We start from the raw sequence: 24,999 nt of genomic DNA, 5'->3' as shown, positions 1-24,999 counted from the left end.
CGGCGGGTCCCTGCGAGGGGGCCACTAGGCGAGGACGAGCTCGGGTTCGCTCTCCGGCTCGGGGCGCACCGGGCGCCCGAACAGCCAGCCCTGACCGAGGTCGGCGCCGACGGCGCGGGCCTGGTCGGCCATCCGCTCGTGCTCCACCCCCTCGGCGACGACGACGCCGCCCTGCAGGTGGGCGAGCTCGCACAGCGCGCGGGCGATGGCGTTCGGCCCGGGTTCGCCCAGCCGGCAGACCAGCGCCTTGCTCAGCTTGACCACGTCCGGGCGGACCACGGAGACCAGCTCCAGGCTCGACCAGCCCACCCCGACGTCGTCGAGGGCGACCCGCCAGCCCAGCGAGCGGTGGTGCTCCAGCACGGAGAGCAGGTGCTCGCGGTCGGTGACCGCGTGCGAGGCGACCACCTCGAAGACGACCTGCCGGGGGTCGATGCCGGCCTCGTGCACGGCCCGCTCGGTGCCGGCGAGGCAGACCGAGGGGCGGTGGACCGCCGCCGGGTCGGAGTTCACGTAGAGGTCGGCGCCACCCAGCCAGTGCGCGGCACCGGCGATCGCGGCCTCCCGGGCCAGGCGGTCCAGGCGGGAGAGCCAGCCGGCCCGCTGGGCGAGGAAGAACAGGTCCCCGCCGCCGACCTCACGGCCGTCGACCCGGCCGCGCAGCAGTGCCTCGTGCCCGACCATGCCGCCGGAGGTCAGCGACATGATCGGCTGGTAGACCGGCCACAGCTCGGCCTCGGTGAGCAGGGACATCTCGACGGTGACGCCACGGCGGGCCAGCTCGACGGCGAGCGTCGGAGCGGTGAGCAGCCGGGTGGCCAGGGACACCCCGTCGGCCGGCGGGTCGGTGGTGACCCGGACCGACTCGGTCTCCGCGCCGGTCAGCTCCCGGGCCAGCCGCTCCAGCAGCCGGTCGATCCGCCGTCCGCCCTGGTGGTCGACGACGTCGAGCAGGCCGGGGGCGGTGCCCACGGTCAGCCCCATGGCGTTGGCCACCCGCGCGATGCTGGGCAGCACGTGGTCCAGCGTGCTGGCCAGCAGCAGCCGGCGGGCCCGCTGCGGCGTCGCCCACGACGGTCGCACCGCGTCCCCTCCCCCGTTCACGCCAGCAGGATGACCGACGCCGCGTGTGACACCGAGTAGGCGCGCGCAGACGGATCGTGCGCACCGGTGCGATGCGGGCCAGGTCACACGCAACCGGAGATCGAAACGGAAGATCATCAGGGCTAGGGTCTGCAGGTGTGCCTGACCTGACACCGGCCGACGGCGACCGGCCCGGCCGTGGCGGCCGCCCCCGCGACCCCTCCCGCGACGGCGCGATCCGCGCGGCGATCCTGCAGGTCCTGGCCGAGTCCGGCTACACCGGCCTGACCATGGACGCGGTGGCGTCGGCCGCCGGCGTCGGCAAGGCGACGATCTACCGGCGCTGGCGGACGAAGTCCGACCTGGTCGCCGACGCGGTCGCCGAGCTCAGCCAGGTGCCGGTCGACTCGCCGGACACCGGCAACCTCGAGGGCGACCTGAGGGTGCTGCTGCACTGGCTGGTCGGCGCGGTGAACGGCCCGGTCGGTGCGGCCACGCTGTCCCTGCTGTCGGCCCTGCCGCACGAGCCCGCGCTGCGCGAGGCGTTCCAGACCGGCCCGATGGAGTTGTGGCGCCAGGCCTTCACCGCCGTGTGGGCTCGCGCCGGGGAGCGCGGGGAGGTGCCGACCGACGTGGTGGGCTCGGCGCTGTCGTCCACCGCGAGCGCACCCATCCTGCAGCGCTGGTTGTTCAGCGGGCAGCCGGTGCCCATCGACTTCGTCGACGAGGTGCTGGCCGAGGTCGTCCTGCCGTTGGTGAACTGCCGCGCCCGCGCCGCCTGAGCAGCACGGGCCCGCGCACCGCGCGGACACGAGCGCCCGCACGAGCGCCCGCATGAGGGCACGCACGAGGACATGCAGGAGGGCCCGGCCGGGTGCACCGGCCGGGCCCTCGTCGCGTGCGGCTCAGCTCGCGGGTGCGGTCGAGCGGAACCGGCGCAGCCGCAGGCTGTTGGTGACCACCAGCACCGACGACGCCGCCATCGCCAGACCGGCCAGCACCGGGTTGAGGAAGCCGAGCGCAGCCAGCGGCACCAGGGCCACGTTGTAGGCGAAGGCCCAGAACAGGTTCCCCTTGATCACCGCGAGGGTGCGGCGGGAGAGCCGGATCGCGTCGACGGCGGCGGTGAGGTCGGCGCGCACCAGGGTCAGGTCGCTGGCCTCGATGGCCACGTCGGTGCCCGACCCCATCGCCAGGCCGAGGTCGGCCTGGGCCAGCGCCGGGGCGTCGTTCACCCCGTCGCCGACCATCGCGACCACCCGGCCGCGGGCCTGCAGCTCCCGGACCACGTCGACCTTGCCGGCCGGCAGCACCCCGGCGACGACCTCCCCGCGGTCGGGGTCGAGCCCGACGGCACGGGCCACCGCGGCGGCCGCACCCGGGTTGTCGCCGGTGACCATCACCGGGGCGAGCCCCAGCGCGCGCAGCTGGGCGATCGCCGCCGCACTGCTCGGCTTCACGGTGTCGGCGACCACGACCACCCCCCGGACCCCGCCGTCCCAGCCGACCTGGACGGCGGTGCGACCGGCGGACTCCGCGGCGTCGACGACGGCGGCCAGGTCCGCCGGCAACGCCGTCCCGGCGACGCCGACGAGCACCTCGTGGCCCTCGACGGTGCCGACGACCCCCTGCCCGGGCCGGTTGGCGAAGCCGGTGACCGGCGGCAGGGGCGCGTCAGCGGCCGCAACGACGGCGCGGGCGATCGGGTGCTCGGAGCCGGCCTCGACGGCGGCGGCGAGCCGCAGGGTGTCCGGGTGCCCGGCCACCTGCACGACGCTCATCGCGGCCGTGGTCACCGTGCCGGTCTTGTCCAGCACGACGGTGTCGACCACCCGGGTGCTCTCCAGCACCTCCGGGCCCTTGATCAGCACCCCCAGCTGGGCGCCGCGGCCGGTGCCCACCAGCAGCGCGGTGGGGGTGGCCAGGCCGAGGGCGCACGGGCAGGCGATGACCAGCACGGCGACGGCGGCGGTGAAGGCGGCGGTGGCGTCGCCGGTGACCAGCAGCCAGGTGACCAGGGTGGCCAGCGCGATCGCCAGCACGACCGGGACGAACACCGCCGACACCCGGTCGGCCAGCCGCTGCACCTGCGCCTTGCCGCTCTGCGCCTGGGTGACCAACCGGCCGAGCTGGGCCAGCGTCGTCTCCGACCCCACCCGGGTGGCCTCGACGACGAGCCGGCCGCCGACGTTGACCGTCGCGCCGGTGACCCGGTCGCCCTCGGCGACCTCCACCGGCACGCTCTCGCCGGTCAGCATCGACAGGTCGACCGCGGAGCTGCCGCCGACGACGACGCCGTCGGTGGCGATCTTCTCCCCCGGCCGGACGACGAACCGGTCGCCCACGGCCAGGGCGGCGGCGGGCACCCGGACCTCGCGCCCGTCGCGCAGCACCGCGGCGTCCTTGGCGCCCAGCTCCAGCAGGGCGTGGAGCGCGGCGCCGGAGCGCCGCTTCGCGCGGGCCTCGGCCCAGCGGCCGGCCAGCAGGAAGACGGTGACCGCCGCGGCGACCTCGAGGTACAGCTCGTGGGTACCGCTCCCCTGCTCGGGCAGCAGGGTGAACTCCATCCGCATCCCGGGCATCCCCGCGTCGCCGAGGAACAGCGCCCAGACCGACCACAGGTAGGCGGCGGTGATGCCCAAGGACACCAGGGTGTCCATGGTGCTCGCGCCGTGCCGGGCGTTGACCACCGCGGCGCGGTGGAACGGCCAGGCGCCCCACACGGCGACCGGGCTGGCCAGGGTGAGGGCCAGCCACTGCCAGTTGTCGAACTGCAGCGCCGGCACCATCGACAGCAGCAGCACCGGCAGGGCCAGCGCAGCGCTGATGAGCAGCCGCTGGCGCAGCGCGTCCTCGCGGCCGGCCGGGGCCTCGGCCGCCGGCTCGTCGTCCTCGACCACCGGCGGCGCCGGCAGCGCGGCCGAATAGCCCGCGGCCGAGACCGTCTCCAGCAGCCGGTCGGTGTCGACCCGGGCTGCGTCGTACCGGACGGTGGCGGCCTCGGTCGCGTAGTTGACGCTGGCCTGGACGCCGTCGAGCTTGTTGAGCTTGCGCTCGATCCGGTTGGCGCAGCTGGCGCAGGTCATGCCGGTGATGTCGAGGCGGACCTCGTCCAGCTGCGCCTCCTGGGGCGCCGGGCCCTGCACGGCCTCCCCGGACGGGGCCGCCTGCGGCCCGGCGGTCATGCCGGGGTGGCGGAGTAGCTCCCCGCCTCGGCCACGGCCGCCTGGACCTGCTCGGGGGTCACGTCGTCGCCGACGACGTGCAGCCGGCCGCCGGCCAGGTCGACGTCGACCTCGCGGACGCCGGCGAGCTCGGAGACCTCCTCGGTGACCGAGGCGACGCAGTGCTGGCAGGTCATGCCAGTGACGGTGAAGTCGAGGGTCTGCACGGGGATCTCCTCCTGGAGGGGTGGGTCAGGAACGGACGAGCCGGGCGATGGCCGCGGAGGCCTCGGCGATCTTGGCGTCGGCGGCGGCTCCGTCGTCGTCGGCGCTGTTCGCGACGGCCTCCCGGACGCAGTGCGCCAGGTGGTCGTCGAGCAGGCCGATGGCGACCGCCTGCAGCGCCTTGGTGGCGGCGGAGACCTGGGTGAGGACGTCGATGCAGTACGTGTCGTCCTCGACCATGCGCGCGATGCCGCGGACCTGGCCCTCCACGCGCTTGAGGCGCGCGAGCACCTGGTCCTTGCTGCCGTCGTAGCCCGTCATGACGACGAAGGTACCCCTAGGGGGTACCCGTATCAAGTCACCAGCCGCGGGTGCCGGGCTCCCCCTTGAACGGGCCGACCACCTCATCGGTGATCCAGCCGCCGTAGAAGTCACCGGCCTGGGCGCGCACCGGCTCGCCGTCGACGGTGGCCCGGTCCAGCCGGCTCGGGTAGAAGGCGATCGCCCCGCGCAGCTGCTCGTAGCCGGCCGTGGGCGACTCGTAGGACCAGGCGATGCCGGGGTGGCGGACGCCGTCGACCACGACGTCCCAGTAGGTCGCCGTGCCCTTGAACTCGCACCACGAGGCGCCGCTCGCACGCTCGAGCACGCCGGGGACGACGTCGTCGCGGGGCACGTAGTAGACCGGCGGGTGGCTGGTCTCGCAGACCCGGACGGCGCGGTCGGTGCGGGCCATGACCTGCCCGCCGAGGACCACCTCGACGCGCCGGCCGGTCACGTCGGCCGAGGGCGGGCGGGGGTAGTCCCAGACGGACTCCTGACCGGGGCCGACGGGATCACGGGGCGGTGGGTACACGCCCCCAGTCTGCGCCCCGGTCAGTCGCGGACGGCGCGGACGATCCGCCGGGTGATCACGAACGCCGCGAGCAGGCCGACGGCGGCGATCAGCGCCTTGCCGGGCGGGCTGGCCAGGAACTCCTGCACCTTGGCCTTGGCCTCGTTGCTCAGGCGCTTCGGGTTGGTGCGGAAGGCCAGTTCGTCGAGGGTGGCGCCCAGCGACTCGCGGGCGGCGTCGATCTCCTGCTGGATCTGCTCGGGGCTGCGCGGCACGCCGACAGCCTGCCAGACGCGCGCGCCGGGGGCCTGCTCAGGCACCTCCTAGACTCACCCGCACGCGGGAGTGGTGTAACGGCAGCCACGCCAGGTTTAGGTCCTGGTGCCCTCGGGCGTGCGGGTTCGACTCCCGCCTCCCGCACCGGCCGGCGGAAGGCGGGCAGCGATGGACCGGGACGGGACGACCCGCCTCACCTACGCCGAACTCCAGGCTGGCGTGCGACCAGACGACGACGTCACGATCGAGGGCGGCGGGGTCGTGCGCGGTGCGGACCTGTCCGGGTGGACGGTGTCGTGGCTGCGGTTCGCCGACAGCACGAGCGCTCTGGACCGCGTGCTGCCCCGGCAGCTGAAGCGCGGGCGCCCCGGCCACGAGATCCCGCAGTTCATCGACTGCGACTTCAGCGGCCTGGCCTGTCCCGCCCTCGACCCGGGGATCGCCCGCTTCGTGCAGTGCCGGTTCGAGGACGTGGACGTACGGCTCACCCTCGGCACGACGTCCGCGCACTTCGAGAATTGCGTCTTCTCGGGACGGTGGGAGGGCACCTTCGATGCGCGTCGTGACGCTCGGGACCCAGCCAGGCTGGCGGTGATCCGCGGGAACGACTTCACCGGCTGCCGGGAGATGGGCCTGCAGGGTGGGGTCGACCGCACGGCCAACACCTTCGACCCCTCACTGCACCTCCCCCTGTGGCGGGGCGACCCGAAGTGGGCTCGGATCCGCGAGGTCGCAGCGGAGGACACCTACCTGCACAACGTGGTCACCTCGATCGAGGGCCAGGGGCCCTTCGACCTCGCACAGGACTGGGCTGTGCTGCACCGCGACCTGGTCGACGATGACCTGTGGGCACGCCTCCAGCAGGTGACCGCTGCCTGATCTGCGCTGCGCGGGACCATCGGGAGTCAGTCGGGTAGGACCCGGGCATGCGCACCGAGAGCACCACCGACGAGGCCCTCGAGACCGAGGGCCTGGCGAGACGGCTGGACCGGCCGATGGGCGCACTCGGTCTGGTGTTCGTGCTGATCGTCCTGGGCCAGGCCCTGGCCCGGGAGCCCTGGCTGGTGACGACGCTCGGCGTCCTGGGCTGGGTCTGCTGGGCGGTCTTCGTCGGCGAGTTCGTCTTCCGTGCGGTCCGGGCGCCCAGCCAGCGCCGCTTCTGGCTGCGCAACTGGTGGCAGCTGGTCTTCCTGGCCCTGCCGTTCCTCCGCTTCGCCCGCGCGCTCACCCTGCTGCGGACCGCCCGCATCGGCGGGGTCCTGTCCGCCGCCGTCCGCGGCTCGCGTTCGGCCGGGCGGCTGCTCACCGGCCGGATCGGCTGGCTCACCGCGGTCACCGGCGTCGTCGTCCTGGCCAGCAGCCAGCTGCTGTACGTGCTGGGCGCCTACGACACCTACGGCCCCGCGCTGCACGACGCGGCGCTGGCCACCGTCACCGGCTCCGTGCTGGACACCGAGCACGGGTTCGCCCGGTTCCTGGAGGTGGCGCTGGCGGTGTACTCCGTCGCCGTCTTCGCCACCCTCGCCGGTGCGCTGGGCGCCTACTTCCTGCAGCGGCGCGACCCGGCGGGCGACCCGGCCAGCTGAGGCGGGGCAGTCAGCGGCGCCGGCGTCCGCCGGGCCGTGCCCAGTCGACCACCAGCGTCTCCCCGGGCCGCAGCGCCGCCCACTCGCGGCCGGCGGCCCGGAGCGCTGCGGCCGCCTCGGTGAGCTGCGCCCGCGGGTGCCCGGAGCCGGCGACCTCAGTGGGCAGCACCTCGGCGTCCCGGGCCAGGCGGGCGACGACGTCGGCCAGCAGCTCGGCCTGCTGGACGCGCGCCGAGCGCGCCCGCTTCAGCGCGGCGGACCGCTCCGCGGCGTGCGGGGGCTGACGACCGGACACGTGCCGCATGCTCTGCCACACGACGCCGTCGGCGATGCAGCCCCAGATGCCGTCGGCCACCCGGAGCTCCCGCTCGACCAGGGCGTGCACCAGGTCGTGCGGGAGATCGGCCCCGCCGCCGGCGCCACGCAGCTCGAAGACCACGCCGTCGTCCCGCGCGACCGTGGTCTCCACGGGACGCCGGTCGGCCATCCGCCGGAAGGTCATCCGCACGCTGCCAGCCTGCCCGGCCGATCAACCGGTTTCTGCGCGCGACCGCCCGGCCGGGTCAGGGGCCGGGCGGTCGACGTCGGGTCAGCGGGCGGTGCCACCGGCCTGGGTGGCGGTGAAGGTCAGCGCGAGCTCGCTGGTCTGGCCCTTGAAGGCGTCTCCGGCCTTCGCCGGCAGCGCGAGGGTGACGGCCAGGTGGTCGGTGGCGCCGGCGGTCAGGCTGGCCGGGGCGGTCAGGTCGCCGGTGCGGACGACGGGGCCCGCGGCCAGCAGCGTGCGCACGGTGCCCGCGCAGCTGAGGTCCTCGGCCCAGGCCACCGAGCACGAGCGCACCGACATCTGCAGCCCGTTGGTGGTGTCGCTGTCCAGCAGGCTGGAGGCGGTCGCAACGGTCGACAGCTCGACCGAGGCCAGCGCCGAGTCCCCGTCGTTGACCAGGTCGAGCGCGCGGGTGACCGACGAGCCGGGCACGACGCCCTCGAAGCTGACCGGCACGGTCGCCGAGCCGTCGCGGGCGGTCAGGTCGATCGAGACGACGCCGGAGGCGACGGAGACCTCCGCCGGGTCGGTGCTGTCGGTGAAGGCGCCGAAGGTGCCCATGCCGGCGACGAGCGCGGCCGCGCCGACGACCCCGACGGAGCCCAGGACCCTGGCGGCGGTCGCCCGGCGGGCGTTGCTGGCGGTGGTGCGGGTGGCGTTCACGGTGCTCCTCGGGTCGGTGCGAGTCGGGGGCTCTCCCGCCGACAGCGCCGACTCTGGGCGGGCAACCGCAGGCCCGGCCGCAGGGTTCCGCAAGAACTCCGCAAGACCGCCTCCGGCCGCGACGTCCCCCGACCGGGTGAGACCACGCCGGCAGCAGCACAGTCCGGGTGGCTGCCCGCCGACCTCCCCCAGGTGACAGTCACCGCATCGGGCGGCGCCGCGCCCGGGCCCCGGCGCCGGCGCGGCCGGCACGCTGCGCCCGAACGGCTGGGCGACGTCCTGCTGGAGCAGGGTGCCCTGACCGAGGAGCAACTGGCGGAGGCGCTCGACCACCAGGAGCGCGTCGGCGCGCCGCTGGGCGCGATCGTGCTGGCCCGCGGCTGGGTCACCCGCCGTCAGCTGTACGTCGCGCTGGCCGAGGTGTGGGACGCCGACCTGGCCTTCGTCGACCCGGTCGACGTCGACGAGGAGCTGGCCCGGCTGTTCCCCGCGGCGATGCTGGCCCGCGAGGTGTGGCTGCCGCTGCGGGTCGAGCGCGACGACGAGGGCGAGCTGCAGGTGGTCGTGGCCACCGCCGGCCGCCCGTCGGCGCACATCGCCGAGGAGGTCGTGCAGCGCACCGGGATCTCCCGCGTGCGCCAGGTGGTCACCACCGACTGGGACGTGCAGCGGGCCCTGCGCACGGTCTGGCGCGAGGAGCTGGTGCACGACGCGGTCACCTCACTGGCCGAGCGGCGTCCCGACGAGTCGGCGTCCACGGTGTTCGTCCGCAAGCAGGTGGTCGGCGCCGTCCTGGCCCTCGCCGCCCTGGTGACCGGCGCGGTCTGGGACCTGCCCACCACCCTGGTCGTGCTCGTCGCGACGGTGAACGTCGCCGTCGCCCTCGCCGTGGGGACCAAGGCGGTGATCAGCACCGTCGGCACCGCCTGGGAGACCGTCGAGCAGGTCACCGACGAGGAGGTCGCCGCCCTCGACGACGCCGAGCTGCCGATCTACACGATCCTCGTGCCCGTCTACAAGGAGGCCGGGATCGTGGGGCTGCTGATGCGCAACCTCGCCGACCTGGACTGGCCGCGGGAGAAGCTGGAGATCCTGCTCCTGCTGGAGGAGGACGACCCGGAGACGCTGACCGCCGCGCTGGCCGCCGCCCCGCCGGACATCGTCCGGATCGTGGTCGTGCCGCACTCGCTGCCCAAGACCAAGCCGCGCGCCTGCAACGTCGGGCTGGCCTTCGCCCGCGGCGAGTACGTGGTGATCTACGACGCCGAGGACCGCCCCGACCCCGACCAGCTGAAGAAGTCGATCGTCGCCTTCCGCAAGGGCGGCGACGACCTGGTGTGCGTGCAGGCGGCGCTGAACTACTTCAACGCCCGGGAGAACCTGCTCACCCGGATGTTCACCCTGGAGTACTCCTCCTGGTTCGACTACACCCTGGCCGGCCTGGACAAGCTCCGGCTGCCGATCCCGCTGGGCGGCACGAGCAACCACTTCCGCACCGACATGCTGCGCGACCTCGGTGGCTGGGACCCGTACAACGTCACCGAGGACGCCGACCTCGGCATCCGCGCCTCCGCCCGCGGCCACCGCGTCGCCGTCGTCAACTCGACGACGTACGAGGAGGCCAACATGGCCGTCGGCAACTGGATCCGGCAGCGCAGCCGCTGGATCAAGGGCTACATGCAGACCGTGCTGGTGCACACCCGCCACCCGTGGCGGCTGCTGCGCAGCGTCGGCCCGCGGCAGACCGCCGGCTTCGCACTGCTCATCGGCGGCACCCCGCTGATGTTCCTGGCCACGCCCTGGCTCTACGCGATCATGATCGTGGAGCTGATCTGGCCGGGCGCCCTGGTGCCCACGCTCCCCGACTGGCTGGTGCAGGTCAGCTTCGCGAACCTGCTCCTGGGCAACAGCGTGATCATCTACCTGTCGCTGCTGGCCGGGTTCAAGCGGCGCAGCTACGGCCTGGTGCCCTTCGCGCTGTTCTCCCCCGTCTACTGGCTGCTGCACTCGATCGCCTCCTACAAGGCGCTCTGGCAGCTGCTGGTCAACCCCTTCTACTGGGAGAAGACGAACCACGGGCTGTCCAGCCACGTGCAGTCCAGCGACGGGCCCGCGCCCGACGGCCCCCGACCGGCGGTCCACGCATGAGCGCGCCCCACCCGTACGCCGGGACCCGGCCGGACGCCTCCCCCACCGAGGCGGCCAGCTTCGCCGAGGCCCGCGCCCGGCTGGCCACCACCGCGCACCTCCCCCGGGTCCGCATGGGGCGGGTCATGGCCACCTGCGCCGCCGTGCTCGCCGTGCAGACGGCGGCGCTGCTGGTCACCGACCGCAGCTGGGACGAGGTGCTGCTGCCCGGCTACGTGATCCTGATGGCCACCTTCGGCCTGGTGTTCGTGCTGGCCGCGGTGACCGTGGCCGGCTTCGCCGCCGGGGCGGCCGCGGCCGGCCTGGTGGTGCTGGACCAGGCGAGCCTGCTGCCGCTGCTCGGCGGCGCCGCGCTGCTGGCGCTGGCCTGCGGGTTCGCGCCCGGCTGGGCCCGGGTCGAGGCCTGGCAGGCCACCCGCTCGCGGTCGCTGACCGCCGAGGAGGAGGCCGCCCTCGCCCAGCGCGCGCTGTCCGGCGACCGCAGCCGGCTGTGGACCCGCGGCGTCCGGCTGCGCACCTACTGGCGGTCCGACCGGGTGCTCGCCGCGTTCCTCGTGCTCGCCTTCCACCCGGCGATGGCCGCGTTCTCGCTGTGGTTCATCGACTGGAGCAGCCGCCGCTGAGCAGTCAGCCCAGCACGTCGGCGAGGACGGGGACCAGCGCGGCGAACGCCTGCCCGCGGTGGCTGCGGGCGTCCTTCTCCGCCGGCGCCAGCTCCGCCGACGTGACGTCCAGCCCCTCCGGCACGAAGACCGGGTCGTAGCCGAACCCGTTCGTGCCGCGCTGCTCGCCGATCACGGTGCCCCGCCACTCGGCCCGCAGCACGTGCTCGGTGCCCTCGGGCGTGACCAGCGCGGCCGCGCAGACGAACGCCGCGCCGCGCCGCTCGGCGGGGACGTCGGCGAGCTGGCCGAGCAGCAGCGCGGTGTTGGCGGCGTCGTCGCCGTGCCGGCCCGACCAGCGTGCGGACAGGATCCCCGGCATCCCGTTGAGCGCGTCGACGGTCAGGCCGGAGTCGTCGGCCACCGCGGGCAGGCCGGTGTACCGGACCGCCTCGCGCGCCTTGAGCAGCGCGTTCTCCTCGAAGGTCGCCCCGGTCTCCGGCGCCTCGGGGTACTCCGGGACGTCGCGCAGGCCGACGACCTCGACCCCGGGGACGGCGGTGGCCAGCAGCCGCTGCAGCTCGGCGAGCTTGCCGGCGTTGCGGGTGGCGAGCAGCAGCTGCGTCATGCCGACAACGCCACCTGCTGGGCGAGCGTGAGCTCGGCACAGCCGGCGACGGCGAGGTCGAGCAGCGCGTCGAGGGTCGGGCGGTCGAAGACGGCGCCCTCCGCGGTGCCCTGCACCTCGACGAAGCCGCCGTCGCCGGTGCAGACGACGTTCATGTCGGTGCCGGCGCGCACGTCCTCCTCGTAGGCGAGGTCGAGCCGGGGCTCACCGTCGATGACGCCGACGCTGACCGCGGCCACCGAGTTCGGCAGCGGGGTCGCGCTGGCCAGCGTGCCGCGCGCACCGAGCCAGCTCACCGCGTCGGCGAGGGCCACGTAGGCGCCGGTGATGGCCGCGGTGCGGGTGCCGCCGTCGGCCTGCAGGACGTCGCAGTCCAGCGCGATGCTGTTCTCCCCCAGCGCGGCCAGGTCGATGCTGGCGCGCAGCGACCGGCCGATGAGCCGGCTGATCTCGTGCGTGCGGCCGCCGACCTTGCCCTTGACCGACTCGCGGTCGCTGCGGGTGTGGGTGGCGCGCGGCAGCATCGAGTACTCGGCGGTCACCCAGCCCAGGCCCGAGCCCCGGCGCCAGCGCGGGACGCCCTCGGTGACGCTGGCGGCGCACAGCACGCGGGTGCGGCCGAACTCCACGAGCACCGAGCCCTCGGCGTGGTCGAGCCAGTTGCGGGTGATGGTCACCGGGCGGAGCTGGTCGGCGCTGCGGCCGTCGGGGCGGGTCACGTGTCGTGAGGGTAGTGAGGCCCGTGCCGCGACCTAGTCGCGGTCCGGTTCCGCCAGCTCCTGGGTGGCGATCCAGCCCGGGGCGTCCAGGCGCACCGGGGTGGGTCCGACCAGGTCTGCCAACCGGGCCTCGAGCTCGGCGAGCTGCTCGGCGCCGATCTCCCGGGCCCAGCGGTCGCGCAGCTCGTCGAAGATCTGCTCGCCCTCGCGCAGCACGGTGAACCCGCGCTCGGTCACCTGCAGGCGCTTGCGGCGGGCGTCGTCGGGGTCGATGTCCCGGCCGACGTAGCCGCGCTCCTGCAGGACGGCGATCGTCTTCGCCGCTGCCTGCTTGGACACCGACATGCGCCGGCCCAGCTCGGAGGCGCTGTCGGCACCGGCGGCGATCGCGCGGATGGCGAAGTCGTGCACCGGGCGCACGTCCTCGAAGCCGCGCCGGGCGAGCTCGGCCTGCGCGTCGTCGACCAGCGCACGGAAGCCTCCGAGCAGAAGGAGCGCCAGGTCGGCGCCGGATCGCGACATCTGCTGATGGTAGCCAGCCGGTGGACAACGACAACCTTGTTGTCTACTGTGACAGACAACCTGATTGACCAGTTGAGGAGTGCACCATGACCGCAGCACCGGCCACCCTGCCCGACGTCACCCACCACCACTCCGCGGTCAACGGAACTCGGCTGCACCACGTCCAGGCCGGCGCCGACGGGTCCCCGGTGCTCCTGGTGCACGGCTTCCCGGAGAGCTGGTGGGCCTTCTCCCGGGTCATCCCGCTGCTGGCCGCCGGGCACCGGGTCGTCGCCGTCGACCTGCGCGGGTTCGGCGAGTCCTCCCACGCGTCGGGCGAGTACGACAGCGCCACCGCTGCCGAGGACCTGCACCAGCTCATCGCCCAGCTCGGGCTCGGACCGGTGCACCTGGTGGGGCAGGACATCAGCGGGGCGACGGTCCTCCGGCTGGCGGCCACCCACCCGGCGGACGTGCTCAGCCTCACCGCGATCGAGATGGGGTTGCCCGGCTTCGGCCTGGAGGCGTTCGCCGACGTGACGCGCGGGGGCAGCTGGCACATCGGCGTCCTGGCCGCACCGGGGGTGCCCGAGCTGCTGCTGACCGGCCGGGAACGGGAGGTGATCGGCGGCTTCTTCTCCGCTCTGACCGCGACGCCGGGCGCGGTCACCGACGCCGACCTCGACGAGTTCGTCCGCACCTACGCGCAGCCCGACGGCTTCCGCGGCGCCAGCGGCCTCTACCGCTCCATGCTGCGCGAGGGCGCAGAGATCGCCGCGCTCGCCGCCGAGCACCCGGTCGGGGTGCCCGCGCTCGCGATCGGCGCCGGTGGGGGGCAGTTCACCGCCGCCACCCTCACCCAGGTCGTCACCGGCGACGTCCGCTCCGTCATCCTCGACGGCGTCGGGCACCACGCGGCCCTGGAGGCGCCGGCGGCGGTGGCCACCGCGCTGCTGGAGTTCTTCCGCGAGGTCGACGCGCCCTGACCTGGGCCGTCGTGCGGGCCGGAGCCGGCCGGTGTCATGGTGTGCCCATGCGATCCGAGCTGCGCGCCGTCCGGACCGGGGGCGTGGCCTCCGTCGTCGACCTCACCGACGAGTGCGCGGAGTTCGTCCGCAGCGAGGGCGACGGGCTGCTGCAGGTGTTCGTGCCGCACGCGACCGCGGGCATCGCGATCATCGAGACCGGCGCCGGCAGCGACGACGACCTGCTCGCCCAGCTCGACGAGCTGCTCCCCCGCGACGACCGGTGGCGGCACCGGCACGGGGCCGCCGGGCACGGCCGCGACCACGTGCTGCCGGCCTTCGTGCCACCGCACGCCACCGTGCCGGTGCTCGAGGGCCGGCTGGCGCTGGGCACCTGGCAGCGGATCTGCTTCGTCGACACCAACGTCGACAACCCGTCCCGGCACGTGCGCTTCAGCTTCCTGGCCGGCTGAGCACCCCGCTCCGGGACGTCGGACTCCCGCCCGGCGGTGACCGGCGTTGGGAACCGTCACCCGGGTGCGGCACGATGCGCACCATGACCGAGACCGGCCCCGCCACCGACACGGCACCCGTCCGCCTCGCGCCCGGCGACCCGGCGCCGGAGTTCAGCCTCCCCGACGCCGACGGCACCCCCGTCTCCCTGGCCTCCTACCGGGGCCGGCGGGTCATCGTCTACTGCTACCCCGCGGCGCTGACCCCGGGCTGCACCACCCAGGCGGTCGACTTCACGGCCGCGGCCGGCGACCTGGCCGAGGCCGGGCTGGACATCATCGGCATCTCCCCCGACGCCCCGGAGAAGCTGACCCGCTTCCGCGAGCAGGAGTCGCTGTCGATCACCCTGCTGTCGGACCAGGACAAGCAGGTGCTCACCGCCTACGGCGCCTACGGCCCGAAGAAGCTGTACGGCAAGGAGGTCGTCGGGGTGATCCGCTCGACGTTCGTCCTCGACGCCGAGGGGCGGGTCGAGAAGGCCGCCTACAACGTGAAGGCGACCGGCCACGTGGCCAAGCTCCGGCGCGACCTCGGGATCGAGTAGGGCTCCGCCGGCCTGACGGGGGGCCAGCAGTGCCTGGCAGCGACCGGTCCGATGCGGCAGGGTCAGCGGCATGAGTGATCAGATCGGCGTCACCGGGCTGGCTGTCATGGGCGCGAACCTGGCCCGCAACCTGGCCCGGCACGGCCACCAGGTGGTGCTGCACAACCGCAGCCGGGGGCGCACCGACGCCCTGGTCGAACAGCACGGCAGCGAGGGCGACTTCGTGCCGACCGGCTCGATGGAGGAGTTCGTCGGGGCGCTGCAGCGCCCCCGCAAGGTGATCATCATGGTGCAGGCCGGCGCGGCCACCGACGCCGTGATCGACGAGATCGCCCCGCTGCTGGACGCCGGCGACGTGCTGATGGACGGCGGCAACGCCCGCTTCACCGACACGATCCGCCGCACCGAGGCGCTCACCGCCCGGGGGCTGCACTTCGTGGGCACCGGGATCAGCGGCGGCGAGGAGGGCGCGCTCAACGGGCCGAGCATCATGCCCGGTGGCTCGGCGGAGGCCTACGAGCTGGTCGGGCCGCTGCTGGAGTCGATCGCCGCCGTCGTCGACGGGGAGCCGTGCTGCACCCACGTCGGCGAGAGCGGGGCCGGGCACTTCGTGAAGATGGTGCACAACGGCATCGAGTACGCCGACATGCAGCTGATCGCCGAGGCCTACGACCTGCTGCGGCAGGGGCTGCAGCTGTCCCCCGCCGAGATCGGGGACGTCTTCGCCTCGTGGAACGAGGGCGACCTGGACAGCTACCTGATCGAGATCACCGCCGAGGTGCTGCGGCACACCGACGCGCGGACCGGGAAGCCGTTCGTCGACGTCGTGCTGGACGAGGCGGAGCAGAAGGGCACCGGGCGCTGGACCGTGCAGTCGGCGCTCGACCTCGGAGTGCCGGTCAGCGGCATCGCGGAGGCCGTCTTCGCCCGCGCGCTGTCCGGCCACCGGGAGCAGCGGCAGGCCGCCCAGCGGGTGCTGCCCGGTCCGGACCGGGAGTGGGACGAGCAGGTCGCCGACCGGGACGCATTCATCGAGTCGGTGCGGCAGGCGCTCTACGCCTCCAAGGTCGTCGCCTACGCGCAGGGATTCGACCAGATCACCGCCGGCGCCGACCAGCACGGCTGGGACATCGACCGGGCCGCGTTGGCCCGGATCTGGCGGGGCGGCTGCATCATCCGGGCGAAGTTCCTCGACCGGATCGCGCAGGTCTACACCGACGAGCCCGACGTCACGACGCTGCTGACCAACGAGTACTTCCGCGGCGCGGTGAGCGAGGGGCAGGAGGCGTGGCGGCAGGTCGTCGCCGGCGCCGCGCGGCACGGCGTGCCGGTGCCCGGGTTCGCCAGCGCGCTGGCCTACTACGACGGGCTGCGGGCCGAGCGGCTGCCGGCCGCGCTGATCCAGGGCCTGCGGGACCTCTTCGGCGCGCACACCTACCGCCGGGTCGACGTCGAGGGCTCCTTCCACACCATGTGGGGCGAGGACGGCCGCGAGGTGAGCACCTCCTGAGTGCGTGGTCGTCGGGGTGTCCCGCGGGCGGGATGCCCCGACGACCGCTCCGGGCCGGGCTGATCAGCCCGGCTGCTCCTGCGCCCGCGCGCGGGCCCGGCGCTTGCCCTCGTGCATCGCCGCCACCCGGGCCACCGGGATGGTGTGCCCCTCGGCCACCAGGTCGGCCGGCAGCCGCTGCGGCTCGGGCAGCGCATCCGCCCAGGGGTCGCCGTCCCCGATCCGCTCGCGGGCGGTGCGCACGGTGACGTCGCCGGGCCGGACGCCGTCCAGCTCGTCCCACGCGACCGGCGTGGACACCGGCAGGCCCGGTCGAGCCCGCGGGCTGTAGGCGACCGCGATCGTGCCGCGCCCCGACCGTGTCGAGTCGACGAACACCCGACCGCCTCGCTCGGCGACGACGTAGGCGGTGGTCGCCACCGCGGGATCCAGCCGCTCGGTGCGCGCCGCCAGCGCCCGGGTCGCCGCCGCGACGTCCTCCCCGGGCGAACCGTGCACCGGGACGACGACGTGCAGCCCGGTGGACCCACTGGTCTTCACCGCGCCGACCAGCCCCGCGTCGGCGAGCGCGCGCCGGGCCAGCCGGGCCACCGCGACCACGGCGGCGAGATCGGCGCCGTCCGGCGGGTCGAGGTCGAGCACCAGCCCGGTGGGCTCCTCCTCCCCCACCCGGCCGAAGGGCACGTGCAGCTCCACCGCCCGCTGGTTGGCCAGCCACAGCAGCGTGCGGCGGTCCTCGCAGAGCACCTGGTGCACCTCGCGGTGCGCGCGGTCGGACCAGGTGGGCACGGTGCGCACCCAGTCCGGTGCGCCCTTCGGGACGTCGCGCTGGATGAACGGCGCCGCGCCGGGGCGCACCCGCTTGATCGTCAGCGGCCGCCCGGTGAGCAGCGGCACCAGCCGGTCGGCGAAGGCGTCGTAGTGGTCGACCAGGTCGCGCTTGGTCACCTCGAGCCCGTCGCCCAGCGGGGAGTCCAGGCTGCTCAGCCGGACGCCGTCCCGCTCCTCCTCGGCCACCCCGTCACCGTGCCCGCCCGGCCCGGCGTCGGCAACCGGGTCCTTCGTCAGATGTCGTGGACGGCGCCGTGCCGGGCGAGCTCGCTGTTCGAGAACACCGACCGGGCGGCGGCCAGCTGCACCTCGGCGTCGATCCAGGCGGGCACGTGGGTGACCAGCAGCCGCCCCACCCCGGCGGCGGCCGCGTGCTCGCCGGCCTGCCGGCCGGTCAGGTGCAGACCCGGGGGCAGGTCGGGCCCCTCCGCGTAGGCGGCCTCGGCGAGCAGCACGTCGGCGCCCCGGGCCAGCTCCACGACCGCGTCGGACGGACCGGTGTCGCCGGTGTAGACCAGCGACCGGCCGCCCGCGGTCAGCCGCACCGCGTAGCACTCGACCGGATGCGCGGTGCGCGCCGTGGTCACCTCGAAGGGGCCGATGGTCCAGCTGCCGGGCCCGACCGGCGTGACGTCGAAGACGTCGTCGATGGGGCCGCCGTCGGCGTCGTAGGCCGCGGCCAGGCGCCGGTCGGCACCGACCGGTGCGTAGAGCGGCACAGCCCGGCCGTCGGACTGCCCGGAGTAGCGGTGCCACACGATGAACGGCGCGGCGTCCAGGCAGTGGTCGGCGTGCAGGTGCGAGAGGTAGACCGCGTCCACGTCGCTGGGGTGGCGCAGCCCGAGCAGCGAGCCGAACGAGCCGTTGCCGAGGTCGAGCAGCAGCACGAACTCGTCGTGCTCGACGAGGTAGCAGGAGGCGGGCGAGCCGGGGCCGGGCGCGCTGCCGGAGCAGCCGACGACGGTGAGCCTCACGCGGCCTCCCCCGCCCGGAGCACGGTGTCCACCTCGGGGCCGAGGAAGCGCCGGCCCAGCCGGGCGAAGGGCTCCGGGTCGCCGGTGGCGAGGAACCGGTGCACCGGTGGCGGCCCGGCGGGGTCGCGCAGCAGGTCGGTGCGGGTGAGCACGCGGTAGACGTCCTTGGCCGTCTCCTCGGCGCTGGACACGAGCGTGACCTCCTCGCCGAGCACCAGCGACAGCACGCCGGTGAGCAACGGGTAGTGGGTGCAGCCCAGCACCACGGTGTCGACGTCGGCGGCCAGCAGCGGGTCGAGGTAGGACTGCGCCAACCCCACCAGCTGCCGGCCGCTGGTGACCCCGCGCTCGACGAAGTCGACGAAGCTGGGGCAGGCGGCGCTGGTGACGGTCAGCTGCGGCGCGGCGGCGAAGGCGTCCTCGTACGCGCCGCTGGTGACGGTGGCCTGGGTGCCGATGACGCCGATCCGGCCGTTGCGGGTGGCGGCGGTGGCGCGGCGGACCGCCGGCAGCACGACCTCCACCACGGGCACGTCGTAGCGCTCCCGGGCGTCGCGCAGGCAGGCGGCGCTGGCCGAGTTGCAGGCGACGACGAGCATCTTCACGCCGGCCTCGACCAGGTCGTCCATCACCGCGAGGGAGTGCCGGCGCACCTCCGCGATCGGGAGCGGCCCGTACGGGCCGTGCGCGGTGTCGCCGACGTAGCGGATGGCCTCGTGCGGCAGCTGGTCGAGCACCGCCCGCGCAACGGTGAGCCCACCCACCCCCGAGTCGAAGATGCCGATCGGGGCGTCGGCGGAGGCAGCGGTGCTCATGACCGGGCCAGGCTAGCTGCCGGTGCCGACGCCCGACGTCAGGGGCGGCGGAGCAGCGCGGCGGCCGGCAGCTGCAGGCCGGTGCCGGTCCAGCGGGCACCAGTGAGGTCGGTGACGACGGCGGGCGCCGGGGTGTGCAGCGCCGGCGCACCGATGCCCAGCACGGTGCACCCGGCGGCCAGGCCGGCGGCGACGCCGCTGGGGCTGTCCTCCAGCACGATCAGGTCGGCGGGGTCCAGGCCCAGCCGGGCCGCCCCCGCCAGGTAGGGCTCGGGGTCGGGCTTGCCCGCGGCGACGTCCTCCGCGGTGACCACGACGGCGGGCGGCTCGACCCCGGCGCCCCGCAGGCGTGCGGCCGCCAGCTCGCGGACGCCGGAGGTGACGACGGCCCAGGGGACGCCGATGAGCTGCGGCAGCAGGTCCAGCACGCCGGGCACCGCCACGGTGTCGGCAGCGCCCTCGAGCTCCAGGCGGGTGATCTCCGCGACCGCGCCGGCGACGTCGTCGGCCGGCACGAACAGCGCCACGGTGTCCGCGGCCCGCCGGCCGGGGACGGCGGCCATGACCTCGTCCGGGTCGAGGCCGAGGTCCTTCGCCCAGCGACGCCACGAGGTGACCACGCTGACCTCGGAGTCGACCAGCACGCCGTCGTTGTCGAACAGCAGCCCGCGCGCGGGCAGGATCAGGTCCGCCATCAAGCCCAGAGCTGCCCGTCGAGCGCGGCGGTCGCCTCCTCCAGGGTGCCCGCGTAGGCACCGGTGGAGAGGTACTTCCAGCCGCCGTCGCAGACGATGAAGACGATGTCGGCCCGGCGGCCCGCCGCGACCTCCTTGTCGGCGACACCGAGGGCGGCGTGCAGGATCGCGCCGGTGGAGACGCCGGCGAAGATCCCCTCCTTCTCCACCAGCTGACGGGTGCGGTGCACCGCGTCGTCGGGTCCGACGGAGAACCGGCCGTCGAGCAGCTCGGGGTCGTACAGCTCGGGGATGAACCCCTCGTCGATGTTGCGCAGCCCGTAGACGAGCTCGCCGTACCGCGGCTCGGCGGCGATCACCTGGACGCCGGGCTTGTTCTCCCGCAGGAAGCGCGAGACCCCCATCAGCGTGCCGGTGGTGCCCAGGCCCGCGACGAAGTGCGTGATCGACGGGAGGTCGGCGAGGATCTCCGGGCCGGTACCGGTGTAGTGCGCCTCGGCGTTGGCCGGGTTGCCGTACTGGTACAGCATCACCCAGTCCTCGTGCTCCGCCGCGAGGCCCTTGGCGACGGCGACGGCCTGGTTGCTGCCGCCGGCGGCCGGGGAGCTGATGATCTGGGCGCCGTACATCTCCAGCAGCTGCCGCCGCTCGACCGAGGTGTTCTCCGGCATCACGCAGATCAGCTTGTAGCCGCGCTGGCGGGCGACCATCGCCAGGGAGATCCCGGTGTTGCCGCTGGTCGGCTCCAGGATGGTCGCCCCGGGCTGGAGCCGCCCCTCCTTCTCCGCCGCCTCGATCATCGAGATGGCGGCCCGGTCCTTGATCGACCCGGTCGGGTTGTGGTCCTCGAGCTTGGCCCACAGCCGGACGTCGGGGGTGGGCGACAGCCGCGGCAGCCCGACCAGCGGGGTGTTGCCGAGGCTGTCGACGAGAGAGGAGAAGCGGGCCATGGGGGGCTCTTCCGGGAGACGGGGTGGGGTGCTGGCGGCGGGGCCGCTCAGCAGCCGCCGGCGACCGCCGGGAGGATCGTCACCGAGTCGCCGTCCTTGACGGCGGTGTCCAGCGCACCGGTGAAGCGCACGTCCTCGTCGTTGACGTAGACGTTGACGAAGCGGTGCAGCTTGCCCTCCTCGGTCACCAGCCGGCCCTTGAGGCCGGGGTGCTGCGAGTCGAGGTCGTCGACGAGCGCGCCGAGGGTGTCCCCGGACCCCTCGACGGTCTTGTTGCCGCCGGTGTGGGTGCGCAGGATGGTCGGGATCCGGACCTCGATGGCCATGGCTTCAGAACTCCTCGTGCAGGTGGGGTGCTCGGACGTGGTGCGGCGACGCGGTCGTCGACGCCAGGTGCGGCTGCTCGGGGCAACGCCGCGGTGCGGCCGACGATTCCGCCGGCCGTTGAGGCCCCGCTGCCGGGCCCGCGCCGAGGCACGTGGCGCGGGGCAGCGGGGTCCTCCGTCAGTCGTAGACGACGACGGTCGGCGAGTGGCCGAACAGGCAGGACTCGACGGTCACGAGCCGACCACCTCGACGTCCTCCTCGGTGACCTCTCCGTCGACGATCCGGAAGCTGCGGAACTCGACGTCGTCACCGGCCAGCCCGGTCTGCGCGCCGTGCTCGCGGGTGGAGACCAGCACGTAGTGCGCCTCGGGCTCGGAGGCGTAGCTGATGTCGGTGCGCGAGGGGCGCGCCTCGGTGGCGGTGTGCGAGTGGTAGATGACGACGGGGACCTCGTCGCGATCGTCCATCTCCCGGTAGAGCTTGAGCAGGTCGCCGCTGTCGAACTCGTAGAACGTCGGCGAGCGGGCCGCGTTGAGCATCGGGATGTGCCGCTCGGGACGGTCGGAGCCCTCGGGCCCGGCCACGACGCCACAGGCCTCGTCCGGGTGGTCTGCCCGGGCGTGGGCCACGATGGCGTCGTAGGTCGCGCGGTCGATGCGCAGCACGACGACCATCCTAGGCGGACGCCGCACGTCCGGCTCCCGGCCCCCGCTGCCGGGTGACGCGGAGGGGAACGGGCTGGGCCGCACGGGTGGACGACCGCTAACGTCCACGTCCGTGGTGATCGAGGTCCTGATGGTGGTCGGCGTGGTGCTGGTGCCCCTGCCGGCGCTGGTCCTCGGCAGCATGCGGCTGCTGCACCGCAGCGGCCGGGCGACCGACGAGCGCAGCGACCGGATCGAGCTGGTCCTGCTGGTGCTCGGCCGGCTGATCGGCCTGCTCCTGCTGACCGCCCTCTCCGCGATCACCCTGCTGGCCTGCATCGGCGCGATCGTCCAGGACGTGCAGGTGCACAGCCTGGTCTACGTCTTCTTCGTCGCCGACCTGCTGGTGGCGCTGCTGGTGCTGCTCACCGTCGGCCGTCTCGTCCGGCCACCAGCGCGTCGACGAGGGACCCCTGCACGGCGGTGAGCCAGTAGTACACGGCGAGCTGCTGCTCGTCCTCGCCGCCGGCGTCCTCCGGGGGCTCGGTGTCGGCGGTGACGCCCAGCCGGGTGCCCAGCGCCAGGCGCAGGTCGTTGGTGGTGCGCAGCCAGGCGCGGGCCTGCTCGGCGTCCAGCCGCACCTCCCCGCCCGCGGTGGGCAGGGTCGCGCGGACGGTGGCCAGGTCGTCGGCCTTGCCGGCGCGCAGCGCCGTCTCGGTGAGGTCGCGGTAGTCGGCGGCGATCTCCGGGTCGTCGACGTTCCCCGGCGGGAGCAGCCGCTCGACCACCGGGTCGCCCCCGGTGTCGGTGCGGTCGGCGGAGAGCAGCTGCTCCAGCTGGTCCAGCAGCAGCGCGACGATGCCGGCCTCGGCGTCGACCAGCCGGGCCACCACGTCGTCGCCCTTGCGGCGGAACGGCTTCATGCGTCCCTCTGGTAGGTGGCCCACAGCCCGTAGGCGTGCAGCCGGTTGGTGTCGTGCTCCATGCGCTCCCGCGGCCCGGAGCTGACGATCGCCTTGCCCTCGTGGTGCACCTGCAGCATCAACTCGGTGGCCGTCGCCTCGTCGTAGCCGAACAGCTCCTGGAGCACGAAGGTCACGTAGGTCATGAGGTTGACCGGGTCGTCCCAGACGATCGTCACCCAGGGGCGGTCGAGTTCGGATTCCTCCCGCGACGTCGTCTCCGGCGTCCGTGCGGGCGCGAGGGGTCCGGCCACGTGATCACTCTAGGACGCCCGTCCCGGGCGGCCCACTCGGCGGCCACCTATCGTGCCTGTCCATGCCGATGCCGCAGCTGAGCCCTGCGCTGCTCACCGACCGCTACGAGCTCACGATGCTGGCCGCGGCCCTCGCCGACGGGACGTCGGAGCGGGACTGCGTGTTCGAGGTGTTCTCCCGCCGGCTGCCGCACGGCCGGCGGTACGGGGTGCTGGCGGGCACCGGCCGGCTGCTGGAGCTGCTGGCCGGCTTCCGCTTCGGCGACGCCGAGCTCGCGGCGGTGCGCGCCCAGGGCGTCGACGACCCGGAGCTGCTGGCCTGGCTGGCGGACTTCCGGTTCACCGGCGACGTCGACGGCTACGCCGAGGGCGACCTCTACTTCCCGGGCTCGCCGGTGCTCACCGTGCGGGCGCCGTTCGGCCAGGCGGTGCTGCTGGAGACGCTGGCGCTGTCGATCCTCAACCACGACAGCGCGATCGCGTCCGCCGGCGCCCGGATGGTCGGCGCGTCCTGCGAGCGGCCGTGCATCGAGATGGGCTCCCGGCGCACCCACGAGGAGTCCGCTGTCGCCGCGGCCCGGGCCGCTGTGCTGGTCGGCTTCGCCGCGACGTCGAACCTCGCCGCCGGCGCCCGCTACGGCATCCCCACCACCGGCACCAGCGCGCACGCGTTCACCCTGCTGCACGACGACGAGGCCGCTGCCTTCCGGGCGCAGGTGGCCGCCCTGGGCACCGGCACCACGCTGCTGGTGGACACCTACGACGTCGAGCAGGGCATCCGCACCGCGATCGAGGTGGCCGGGCCCGGGCTGGGCGCGGTACGGCTGGACTCCGGTGACCTGACGGTGCAGGCCACCCGGGCCCGCGAGCTGCTGGACGCCCTGGGTGCCACGGAGACGAAGGTGATCGTGACCAGCGACCTGGACGAGTACGCGATCGCCGCCCTCGCCGCCGCGCCGGTCGACGGGTACGGCGTGGGCACCTCCCTGGTGACCGGCTCGGGGTCGCCCACCGCCGGGATGGTCTACAAGCTCGTGGAGCGCGACGGCGTGCCGGTGGCGAAGAACTCCGAGGGCAAGCGGTCGGTGGGCGGTCGCAAGCGGGCGGTCCGCCGGCACGACGCCGACGGGACGGCGATCGCCGAGGTGGTGACCGCGGGTGCGGTGGAGCCGCGCGACGGTGACCGGGACCTGCTGGCGCCGCTCGTGCGCGATGGCGAGCTGGTCGACCCCTGCTCCCCCGCCGAGGCGCTGGCGGCGGCCCGCGACCGGCACCGGGTGCTGCGCCAGACCCTGCCGGCGGAGGCCTTCTCGCTGATGCGCGGTGAGCCGGTGATCGACACGGTCACCGCATGACGGCGGACCGCGTCCGGGGCACGATGGCGGCATGACTCGGGCCCTGGTCGTCGTGGACGTGCAGAACGACTTCTGCGAGGGCGGCAGCCTCGCGGTCGGTGGTGGTGAGGCGGTCGCCCGAGCGGTGAGCGCGCACATGGCGGAGGCCCCGTACGCGCACGTCGTGGCGACCCGCGACCACCACGTCGACCCGGGCGGTCACTTCGCCGAGCAGCCGGACTTCCTGGAGACCTGGCCGCCGCACTGCGTCGTCGGCACCCCCGGCGTGGAGCTGCACCCCCGGCTGGACCGCCGGCCGATCGAGGCGGTGTTCGACAAGGGCGAGTACGCCGCGGCCTACTCGGGGTTCGAGGGCAGCTGCGACGGCGTGCGCCTGGCCGACTGGCTGCGGGCGCACGACGTCGACGAGCTGGACGTGGTCGGCATCGCGACCGACCACTGCGTGCGGGCCACCGCGCTGGACGCCGTCGCCGCCGGGTTCGCGACCCGGGTGCTGCTCCACCTCACCGCCGGGGTCGCCGAGGCCAGCACCGCCGCCGCCCTGGACCAGCTCCGCACCGCCGGCGTCCAGCTCGAAGGCAGCGTCCGCCGACCGACCTGAGGCCGCACCAGGACCACGAGGAACGCCACCACCGAGAAGGCAACCCCGGGGAACGCAACCGCGGGGCAAGCGACCACCGGTACGG

At 74.4% G+C, this 24,999-nt stretch carries 32 protein-coding genes and 1 tRNA gene; 13 read left to right on the top strand and 20 right to left on the bottom strand.

From position 1 onward, the window contains the following. Positions 1-24 precede the first annotated feature (24 nt). On the bottom strand, positions 25-1,104 hold the full coding sequence (locus JD78_RS02235) for an EAL domain-containing protein (RefSeq protein ID WP_228395331.1): 1,080 nt from the start codon (positions 1,102-1,104) through the stop codon (positions 25-27). A 137-nt stretch (positions 1,105-1,241) separates the two neighbouring features. Here JD78_RS02235 and JD78_RS02230 point away from each other — a divergent pair, with 137 nt between their 5' ends. Next, positions 1,242-1,865: a TetR/AcrR family transcriptional regulator gene (locus JD78_RS02230; RefSeq protein WP_228395330.1), complete on the top strand. Its 624-nt coding sequence runs from the start codon at positions 1,242-1,244 to the stop codon at positions 1,863-1,865. Between the two features lie 123 nt (positions 1,866-1,988). Here JD78_RS02230 and JD78_RS02225 read toward each other — a convergent pair whose 3' ends face one another. From JD78_RS02225 to JD78_RS02205, 5 genes are read right to left on the bottom strand one after another with little or no spacing between them, the layout of a single operon-like run. Further along, positions 1,989-4,268, bottom strand: a complete 2,280-nt coding sequence (locus tag JD78_RS02225; RefSeq protein ID WP_166520923.1) for a heavy metal translocating P-type ATPase — start codon at positions 4,266-4,268, stop codon at positions 1,989-1,991. Beyond that, positions 4,265-4,474 carry a heavy-metal-associated domain-containing protein gene (locus tag JD78_RS02220; protein ID WP_208103954.1) on the bottom strand — a complete coding sequence of 70 codons (210 nt, stop codon included), beginning with the start codon at positions 4,472-4,474 and terminating at the stop codon, positions 4,265-4,267. Before JD78_RS02220 ends, JD78_RS02225 begins: the two co-directional genes overlap by 4 nt. Positions 4,475-4,499: 25 nt before the next feature. After that, positions 4,500-4,793, bottom strand: coding sequence for a metal-sensitive transcriptional regulator (locus JD78_RS02215; protein ID WP_153361742.1), 294 nt, complete (start codon positions 4,791-4,793; stop codon positions 4,500-4,502). Positions 4,794-4,830: 37 nt separating this feature from the next. Next, on the bottom strand, positions 4,831-5,328 hold the full coding sequence (locus JD78_RS02210) for a DUF427 domain-containing protein (RefSeq protein ID WP_153361741.1): 498 nt from the start codon (positions 5,326-5,328) through the stop codon (positions 4,831-4,833). A gap of 20 nt (positions 5,329-5,348) precedes the next feature. Further along, the gene (locus JD78_RS02205) at positions 5,349-5,582 is read right to left on the bottom strand and encodes a DUF3618 domain-containing protein (protein WP_153361740.1); all 234 of its coding nucleotides are present in this window, start codon (positions 5,580-5,582) and stop codon (positions 5,349-5,351) included. Positions 5,583-5,646: 64 nt separating this feature from the next. Here JD78_RS02205 and JD78_RS02200 point away from each other — a divergent pair. The 3 genes from JD78_RS02200 to JD78_RS02190 all read left to right on the top strand — a co-directional run bounded on the left by JD78_RS02200 (position 5,647) and on the right by JD78_RS02190 (position 7,169). Further along, a tRNA-Leu gene (locus JD78_RS02200) sits at positions 5,647-5,727 on the top strand. Between the two features lie 24 nt (positions 5,728-5,751). Beyond that, entirely contained in the window at positions 5,752-6,462 is a 711-nt protein-coding gene (locus tag JD78_RS02195; protein ID WP_153361739.1) for a hypothetical protein, read from the top strand. Between the two features lie 47 nt (positions 6,463-6,509). Further along, a complete protein-coding gene (locus JD78_RS02190) occupies positions 6,510-7,169 on the top strand; it encodes a hypothetical protein (protein ID WP_153361738.1) in 660 nt (219 codons plus the stop codon). Between the two features lie 10 nt (positions 7,170-7,179). Here JD78_RS02190 and JD78_RS02185 read toward each other — a convergent pair whose 3' ends face one another. Together JD78_RS02185 and JD78_RS02180 are read right to left on the bottom strand one after the other, a co-directional pair. Next, complete coding sequence (locus tag JD78_RS02185; RefSeq protein ID WP_153361737.1) at positions 7,180-7,677, bottom strand: hypothetical protein; 498 nt, start codon at positions 7,675-7,677, stop codon at positions 7,180-7,182. 81 nt (positions 7,678-7,758) lie between these two features. Next, a complete protein-coding gene (locus JD78_RS02180; RefSeq protein ID WP_153361736.1) occupies positions 7,759-8,376 on the bottom strand; it encodes a TasA family protein in 618 nt (205 codons plus the stop codon). A gap of 192 nt (positions 8,377-8,568) precedes the next feature. Between JD78_RS02180 and JD78_RS02175 the strand changes: the two genes are divergently transcribed. Next, entirely contained in the window at positions 8,569-10,524 is a 1,956-nt protein-coding gene (locus JD78_RS02175; RefSeq protein ID WP_153361735.1) for a glycosyltransferase, read from the top strand. Further along, on the top strand, positions 10,521-11,147 hold the full coding sequence (locus JD78_RS02170; RefSeq protein WP_153361734.1) for a hypothetical protein: 627 nt from the start codon (positions 10,521-10,523) through the stop codon (positions 11,145-11,147). Before JD78_RS02175 ends, JD78_RS02170 begins: the two co-directional genes overlap by 4 nt. A 4-nt stretch (positions 11,148-11,151) precedes the next feature. On the opposite strand, the gene rdgB is transcribed toward JD78_RS02170, so the two are convergent. The 3 genes from rdgB to JD78_RS02155 are packed head-to-tail and all read right to left on the bottom strand — an operon-like array spanning position 11,152 to position 12,995. After that, entirely contained in the window at positions 11,152-11,754 is a 603-nt protein-coding gene (rdgB, locus tag JD78_RS02165) for an RdgB/HAM1 family non-canonical purine NTP pyrophosphatase (RefSeq protein ID WP_153361733.1), read from the bottom strand. Next, positions 11,751-12,473, bottom strand: a complete 723-nt coding sequence (rph, locus tag JD78_RS02160) for a ribonuclease PH (RefSeq protein ID WP_153361732.1) — start codon at positions 12,471-12,473, stop codon at positions 11,751-11,753. Before rph ends, rdgB begins: the two co-directional genes overlap by 4 nt. 33 nt (positions 12,474-12,506) lie before the next feature. Continuing rightward, the gene (locus JD78_RS02155; RefSeq protein ID WP_153362621.1) at positions 12,507-12,995 is read right to left on the bottom strand and encodes a MarR family winged helix-turn-helix transcriptional regulator; all 489 of its coding nucleotides are present in this window, start codon (positions 12,993-12,995) and stop codon (positions 12,507-12,509) included. An 86-nt stretch (positions 12,996-13,081) separates the two neighbouring features. Between JD78_RS02155 and JD78_RS02150 the strand changes: the two genes are divergently transcribed. The 4 genes from JD78_RS02150 (at position 13,082) to gndA (ending at position 16,506) form a co-directional block, all read left to right on the top strand. Next, positions 13,082-13,960, top strand: a complete 879-nt coding sequence (locus tag JD78_RS02150) for an alpha/beta fold hydrolase (RefSeq protein WP_153362622.1) — start codon at positions 13,082-13,084, stop codon at positions 13,958-13,960. Positions 13,961-14,007: 47 nt separating this feature from the next. Next, complete coding sequence (locus tag JD78_RS02145) at positions 14,008-14,412, top strand: secondary thiamine-phosphate synthase enzyme YjbQ (RefSeq protein ID WP_153360781.1); 405 nt, start codon at positions 14,008-14,010, stop codon at positions 14,410-14,412. 83 nt (positions 14,413-14,495) lie between these two features. Then, positions 14,496-14,996 (top strand): thioredoxin-dependent thiol peroxidase, encoded by a 501-nt coding sequence (gene bcp / locus JD78_RS02140; protein ID WP_153360782.1) that lies wholly within the window; start codon positions 14,496-14,498, stop codon positions 14,994-14,996. Positions 14,997-15,066: 70 nt separating this feature from the next. Beyond that, positions 15,067-16,506 carry an NADP-dependent phosphogluconate dehydrogenase gene (gene gndA / locus JD78_RS02135; protein WP_153360783.1) on the top strand — a complete coding sequence of 480 codons (1,440 nt, stop codon included), beginning with the start codon at positions 15,067-15,069 and terminating at the stop codon, positions 16,504-16,506. 63 nt (positions 16,507-16,569) lie between these two features. On the opposite strand, the gene JD78_RS02130 is transcribed toward gndA, so the two are convergent. The 7 genes from JD78_RS02130 to JD78_RS02100 all read right to left on the bottom strand — a co-directional run bounded on the left by JD78_RS02130 (position 16,570) and on the right by JD78_RS02100 (position 21,763). Next, on the bottom strand, positions 16,570-17,523 hold the full coding sequence (locus JD78_RS02130) for a DNA polymerase domain-containing protein (RefSeq protein WP_153360784.1): 954 nt from the start codon (positions 17,521-17,523) through the stop codon (positions 16,570-16,572). Positions 17,524-17,570: 47 nt separating this feature from the next. Continuing rightward, entirely contained in the window at positions 17,571-18,311 is a 741-nt protein-coding gene (locus tag JD78_RS02125) for an MBL fold metallo-hydrolase (RefSeq protein ID WP_153360785.1), read from the bottom strand. Then, the gene (murI, locus tag JD78_RS02120) at positions 18,308-19,126 is read right to left on the bottom strand and encodes a glutamate racemase (RefSeq protein WP_153360786.1); all 819 of its coding nucleotides are present in this window, start codon (positions 19,124-19,126) and stop codon (positions 18,308-18,310) included. Before murI ends, JD78_RS02125 begins: the two co-directional genes overlap by 4 nt. Positions 19,127-19,164: 38 nt before the next feature. Continuing rightward, a complete protein-coding gene (locus JD78_RS02115; RefSeq protein WP_153360787.1) occupies positions 19,165-19,821 on the bottom strand; it encodes an HAD-IA family hydrolase in 657 nt (218 codons plus the stop codon). Then, the gene (locus tag JD78_RS02110) at positions 19,821-20,771 is read right to left on the bottom strand and encodes a PLP-dependent cysteine synthase family protein (protein WP_153360788.1); all 951 of its coding nucleotides are present in this window, start codon (positions 20,769-20,771) and stop codon (positions 19,821-19,823) included. Before JD78_RS02110 ends, JD78_RS02115 begins: the two co-directional genes overlap by 1 nt. A gap of 47 nt (positions 20,772-20,818) precedes the next feature. After that, the gene (locus tag JD78_RS02105; protein WP_153360789.1) at positions 20,819-21,097 is read right to left on the bottom strand and encodes a ubiquitin-like small modifier protein 1; all 279 of its coding nucleotides are present in this window, start codon (positions 21,095-21,097) and stop codon (positions 20,819-20,821) included. A 231-nt stretch (positions 21,098-21,328) separates the two neighbouring features. After that, on the bottom strand, positions 21,329-21,763 hold the full coding sequence (locus JD78_RS02100; protein WP_153360790.1) for a M67 family metallopeptidase: 435 nt from the start codon (positions 21,761-21,763) through the stop codon (positions 21,329-21,331). A gap of 112 nt (positions 21,764-21,875) precedes the next feature. Here JD78_RS02100 and JD78_RS02095 point away from each other — a divergent pair, with 112 nt between their 5' ends. Next, positions 21,876-22,229: a hypothetical protein gene (locus JD78_RS02095; protein ID WP_153360791.1), complete on the top strand. Its 354-nt coding sequence runs from the start codon at positions 21,876-21,878 to the stop codon at positions 22,227-22,229. Here the strand turns inward: JD78_RS02095 and JD78_RS02090 are convergent. Both JD78_RS02090 and clpS read right to left on the bottom strand, forming a co-directional pair. Then, the gene (locus JD78_RS02090) at positions 22,168-22,665 is read right to left on the bottom strand and encodes a DUF2017 family protein (RefSeq protein ID WP_153360792.1); all 498 of its coding nucleotides are present in this window, start codon (positions 22,663-22,665) and stop codon (positions 22,168-22,170) included. The genes JD78_RS02095 and JD78_RS02090 overlap by 62 nt on opposite strands. Continuing rightward, entirely contained in the window at positions 22,662-22,958 is a 297-nt protein-coding gene (gene clpS, locus JD78_RS02085; RefSeq protein WP_153360793.1) for an ATP-dependent Clp protease adapter ClpS, read from the bottom strand. The genes JD78_RS02090 and clpS overlap by 4 nt, the downstream gene beginning before the upstream one ends. Before the next feature lie 62 nt (positions 22,959-23,020). Here clpS and JD78_RS02080 point away from each other — a divergent pair, with 62 nt between their 5' ends. Beyond that, entirely contained in the window at positions 23,021-24,313 is a 1,293-nt protein-coding gene (locus JD78_RS02080; protein WP_153360794.1) for a nicotinate phosphoribosyltransferase, read from the top strand. Positions 24,314-24,344: 31 nt separating this feature from the next. Continuing rightward, entirely contained in the window at positions 24,345-24,914 is a 570-nt protein-coding gene (locus JD78_RS02075; RefSeq protein WP_166520922.1) for a nicotinamidase, read from the top strand. Positions 24,915-24,999: the final 85 nt, after the last annotated feature.

The organism is Modestobacter roseus (assembly GCF_007994135.1).
Taxonomy (GTDB): Bacteria; Actinomycetota; Actinomycetes; order Mycobacteriales; family Geodermatophilaceae; genus Modestobacter; species Modestobacter roseus.
This window is presented reverse-complemented; position numbering and strand designations above follow the sequence as displayed.

What these genes read in the sequence shown, in the direction of transcription:
- JD78_RS02225 (WP_166520923.1), bottom strand. Translation starts at nt 4,268, where the DNA reads ATGACCGCCGGGCCGCAGGCGGCCCCGTCCGGGGAGGCCGTGCAGGGC.
- JD78_RS02215 (WP_153361742.1), bottom strand. Translation starts at nt 4,793, where the DNA reads ATGACGGGCTACGACGGCAGCAAGGACCAGGTGCTCGCGCGCCTCAAG.
- JD78_RS02195 (WP_153361739.1), top strand. Translation starts at nt 5,752, where the DNA reads ATGGACCGGGACGGGACGACCCGCCTCACCTACGCCGAACTCCAGGCT.
- JD78_RS02190 (WP_153361738.1), top strand. Translation starts at nt 6,510, where the DNA reads ATGCGCACCGAGAGCACCACCGACGAGGCCCTCGAGACCGAGGGCCTG.
- JD78_RS02170 (WP_153361734.1), top strand. Translation starts at nt 10,521, where the DNA reads ATGAGCGCGCCCCACCCGTACGCCGGGACCCGGCCGGACGCCTCCCCC.
- rdgB (WP_153361733.1), bottom strand. Translation starts at nt 11,754, where the DNA reads ATGACGCAGCTGCTGCTCGCCACCCGCAACGCCGGCAAGCTCGCCGAG.
- JD78_RS02155 (WP_153362621.1), bottom strand. Translation starts at nt 12,995, where the DNA reads ATGTCGCGATCCGGCGCCGACCTGGCGCTCCTTCTGCTCGGAGGCTTC.
- JD78_RS02150 (WP_153362622.1), top strand. Translation starts at nt 13,082, where the DNA reads ATGACCGCAGCACCGGCCACCCTGCCCGACGTCACCCACCACCACTCC.
- JD78_RS02145 (WP_153360781.1), top strand. Translation starts at nt 14,008, where the DNA reads ATGCGATCCGAGCTGCGCGCCGTCCGGACCGGGGGCGTGGCCTCCGTC.
- bcp (WP_153360782.1), top strand. Translation starts at nt 14,496, where the DNA reads ATGACCGAGACCGGCCCCGCCACCGACACGGCACCCGTCCGCCTCGCG.
- gndA (WP_153360783.1), top strand. Translation starts at nt 15,067, where the DNA reads ATGAGTGATCAGATCGGCGTCACCGGGCTGGCTGTCATGGGCGCGAAC.
- murI (WP_153360786.1), bottom strand. Translation starts at nt 19,126, where the DNA reads ATGAGCACCGCTGCCTCCGCCGACGCCCCGATCGGCATCTTCGACTCG.
- JD78_RS02115 (WP_153360787.1), bottom strand. Translation starts at nt 19,821, where the DNA reads ATGGCGGACCTGATCCTGCCCGCGCGCGGGCTGCTGTTCGACAACGAC.
- JD78_RS02110 (WP_153360788.1), bottom strand. Translation starts at nt 20,771, where the DNA reads ATGGCCCGCTTCTCCTCTCTCGTCGACAGCCTCGGCAACACCCCGCTG.
- JD78_RS02105 (WP_153360789.1), bottom strand. Translation starts at nt 21,097, where the DNA reads ATGGCCATCGAGGTCCGGATCCCGACCATCCTGCGCACCCACACCGGC.
- JD78_RS02090 (WP_153360792.1), bottom strand. Translation starts at nt 22,665, where the DNA reads ATGAAGCCGTTCCGCCGCAAGGGCGACGACGTGGTGGCCCGGCTGGTC.
- JD78_RS02080 (WP_153360794.1), top strand. Translation starts at nt 23,021, where the DNA reads ATGCCGATGCCGCAGCTGAGCCCTGCGCTGCTCACCGACCGCTACGAG.
- JD78_RS02075 (WP_166520922.1), top strand. Translation starts at nt 24,345, where the DNA reads ATGACTCGGGCCCTGGTCGTCGTGGACGTGCAGAACGACTTCTGCGAG.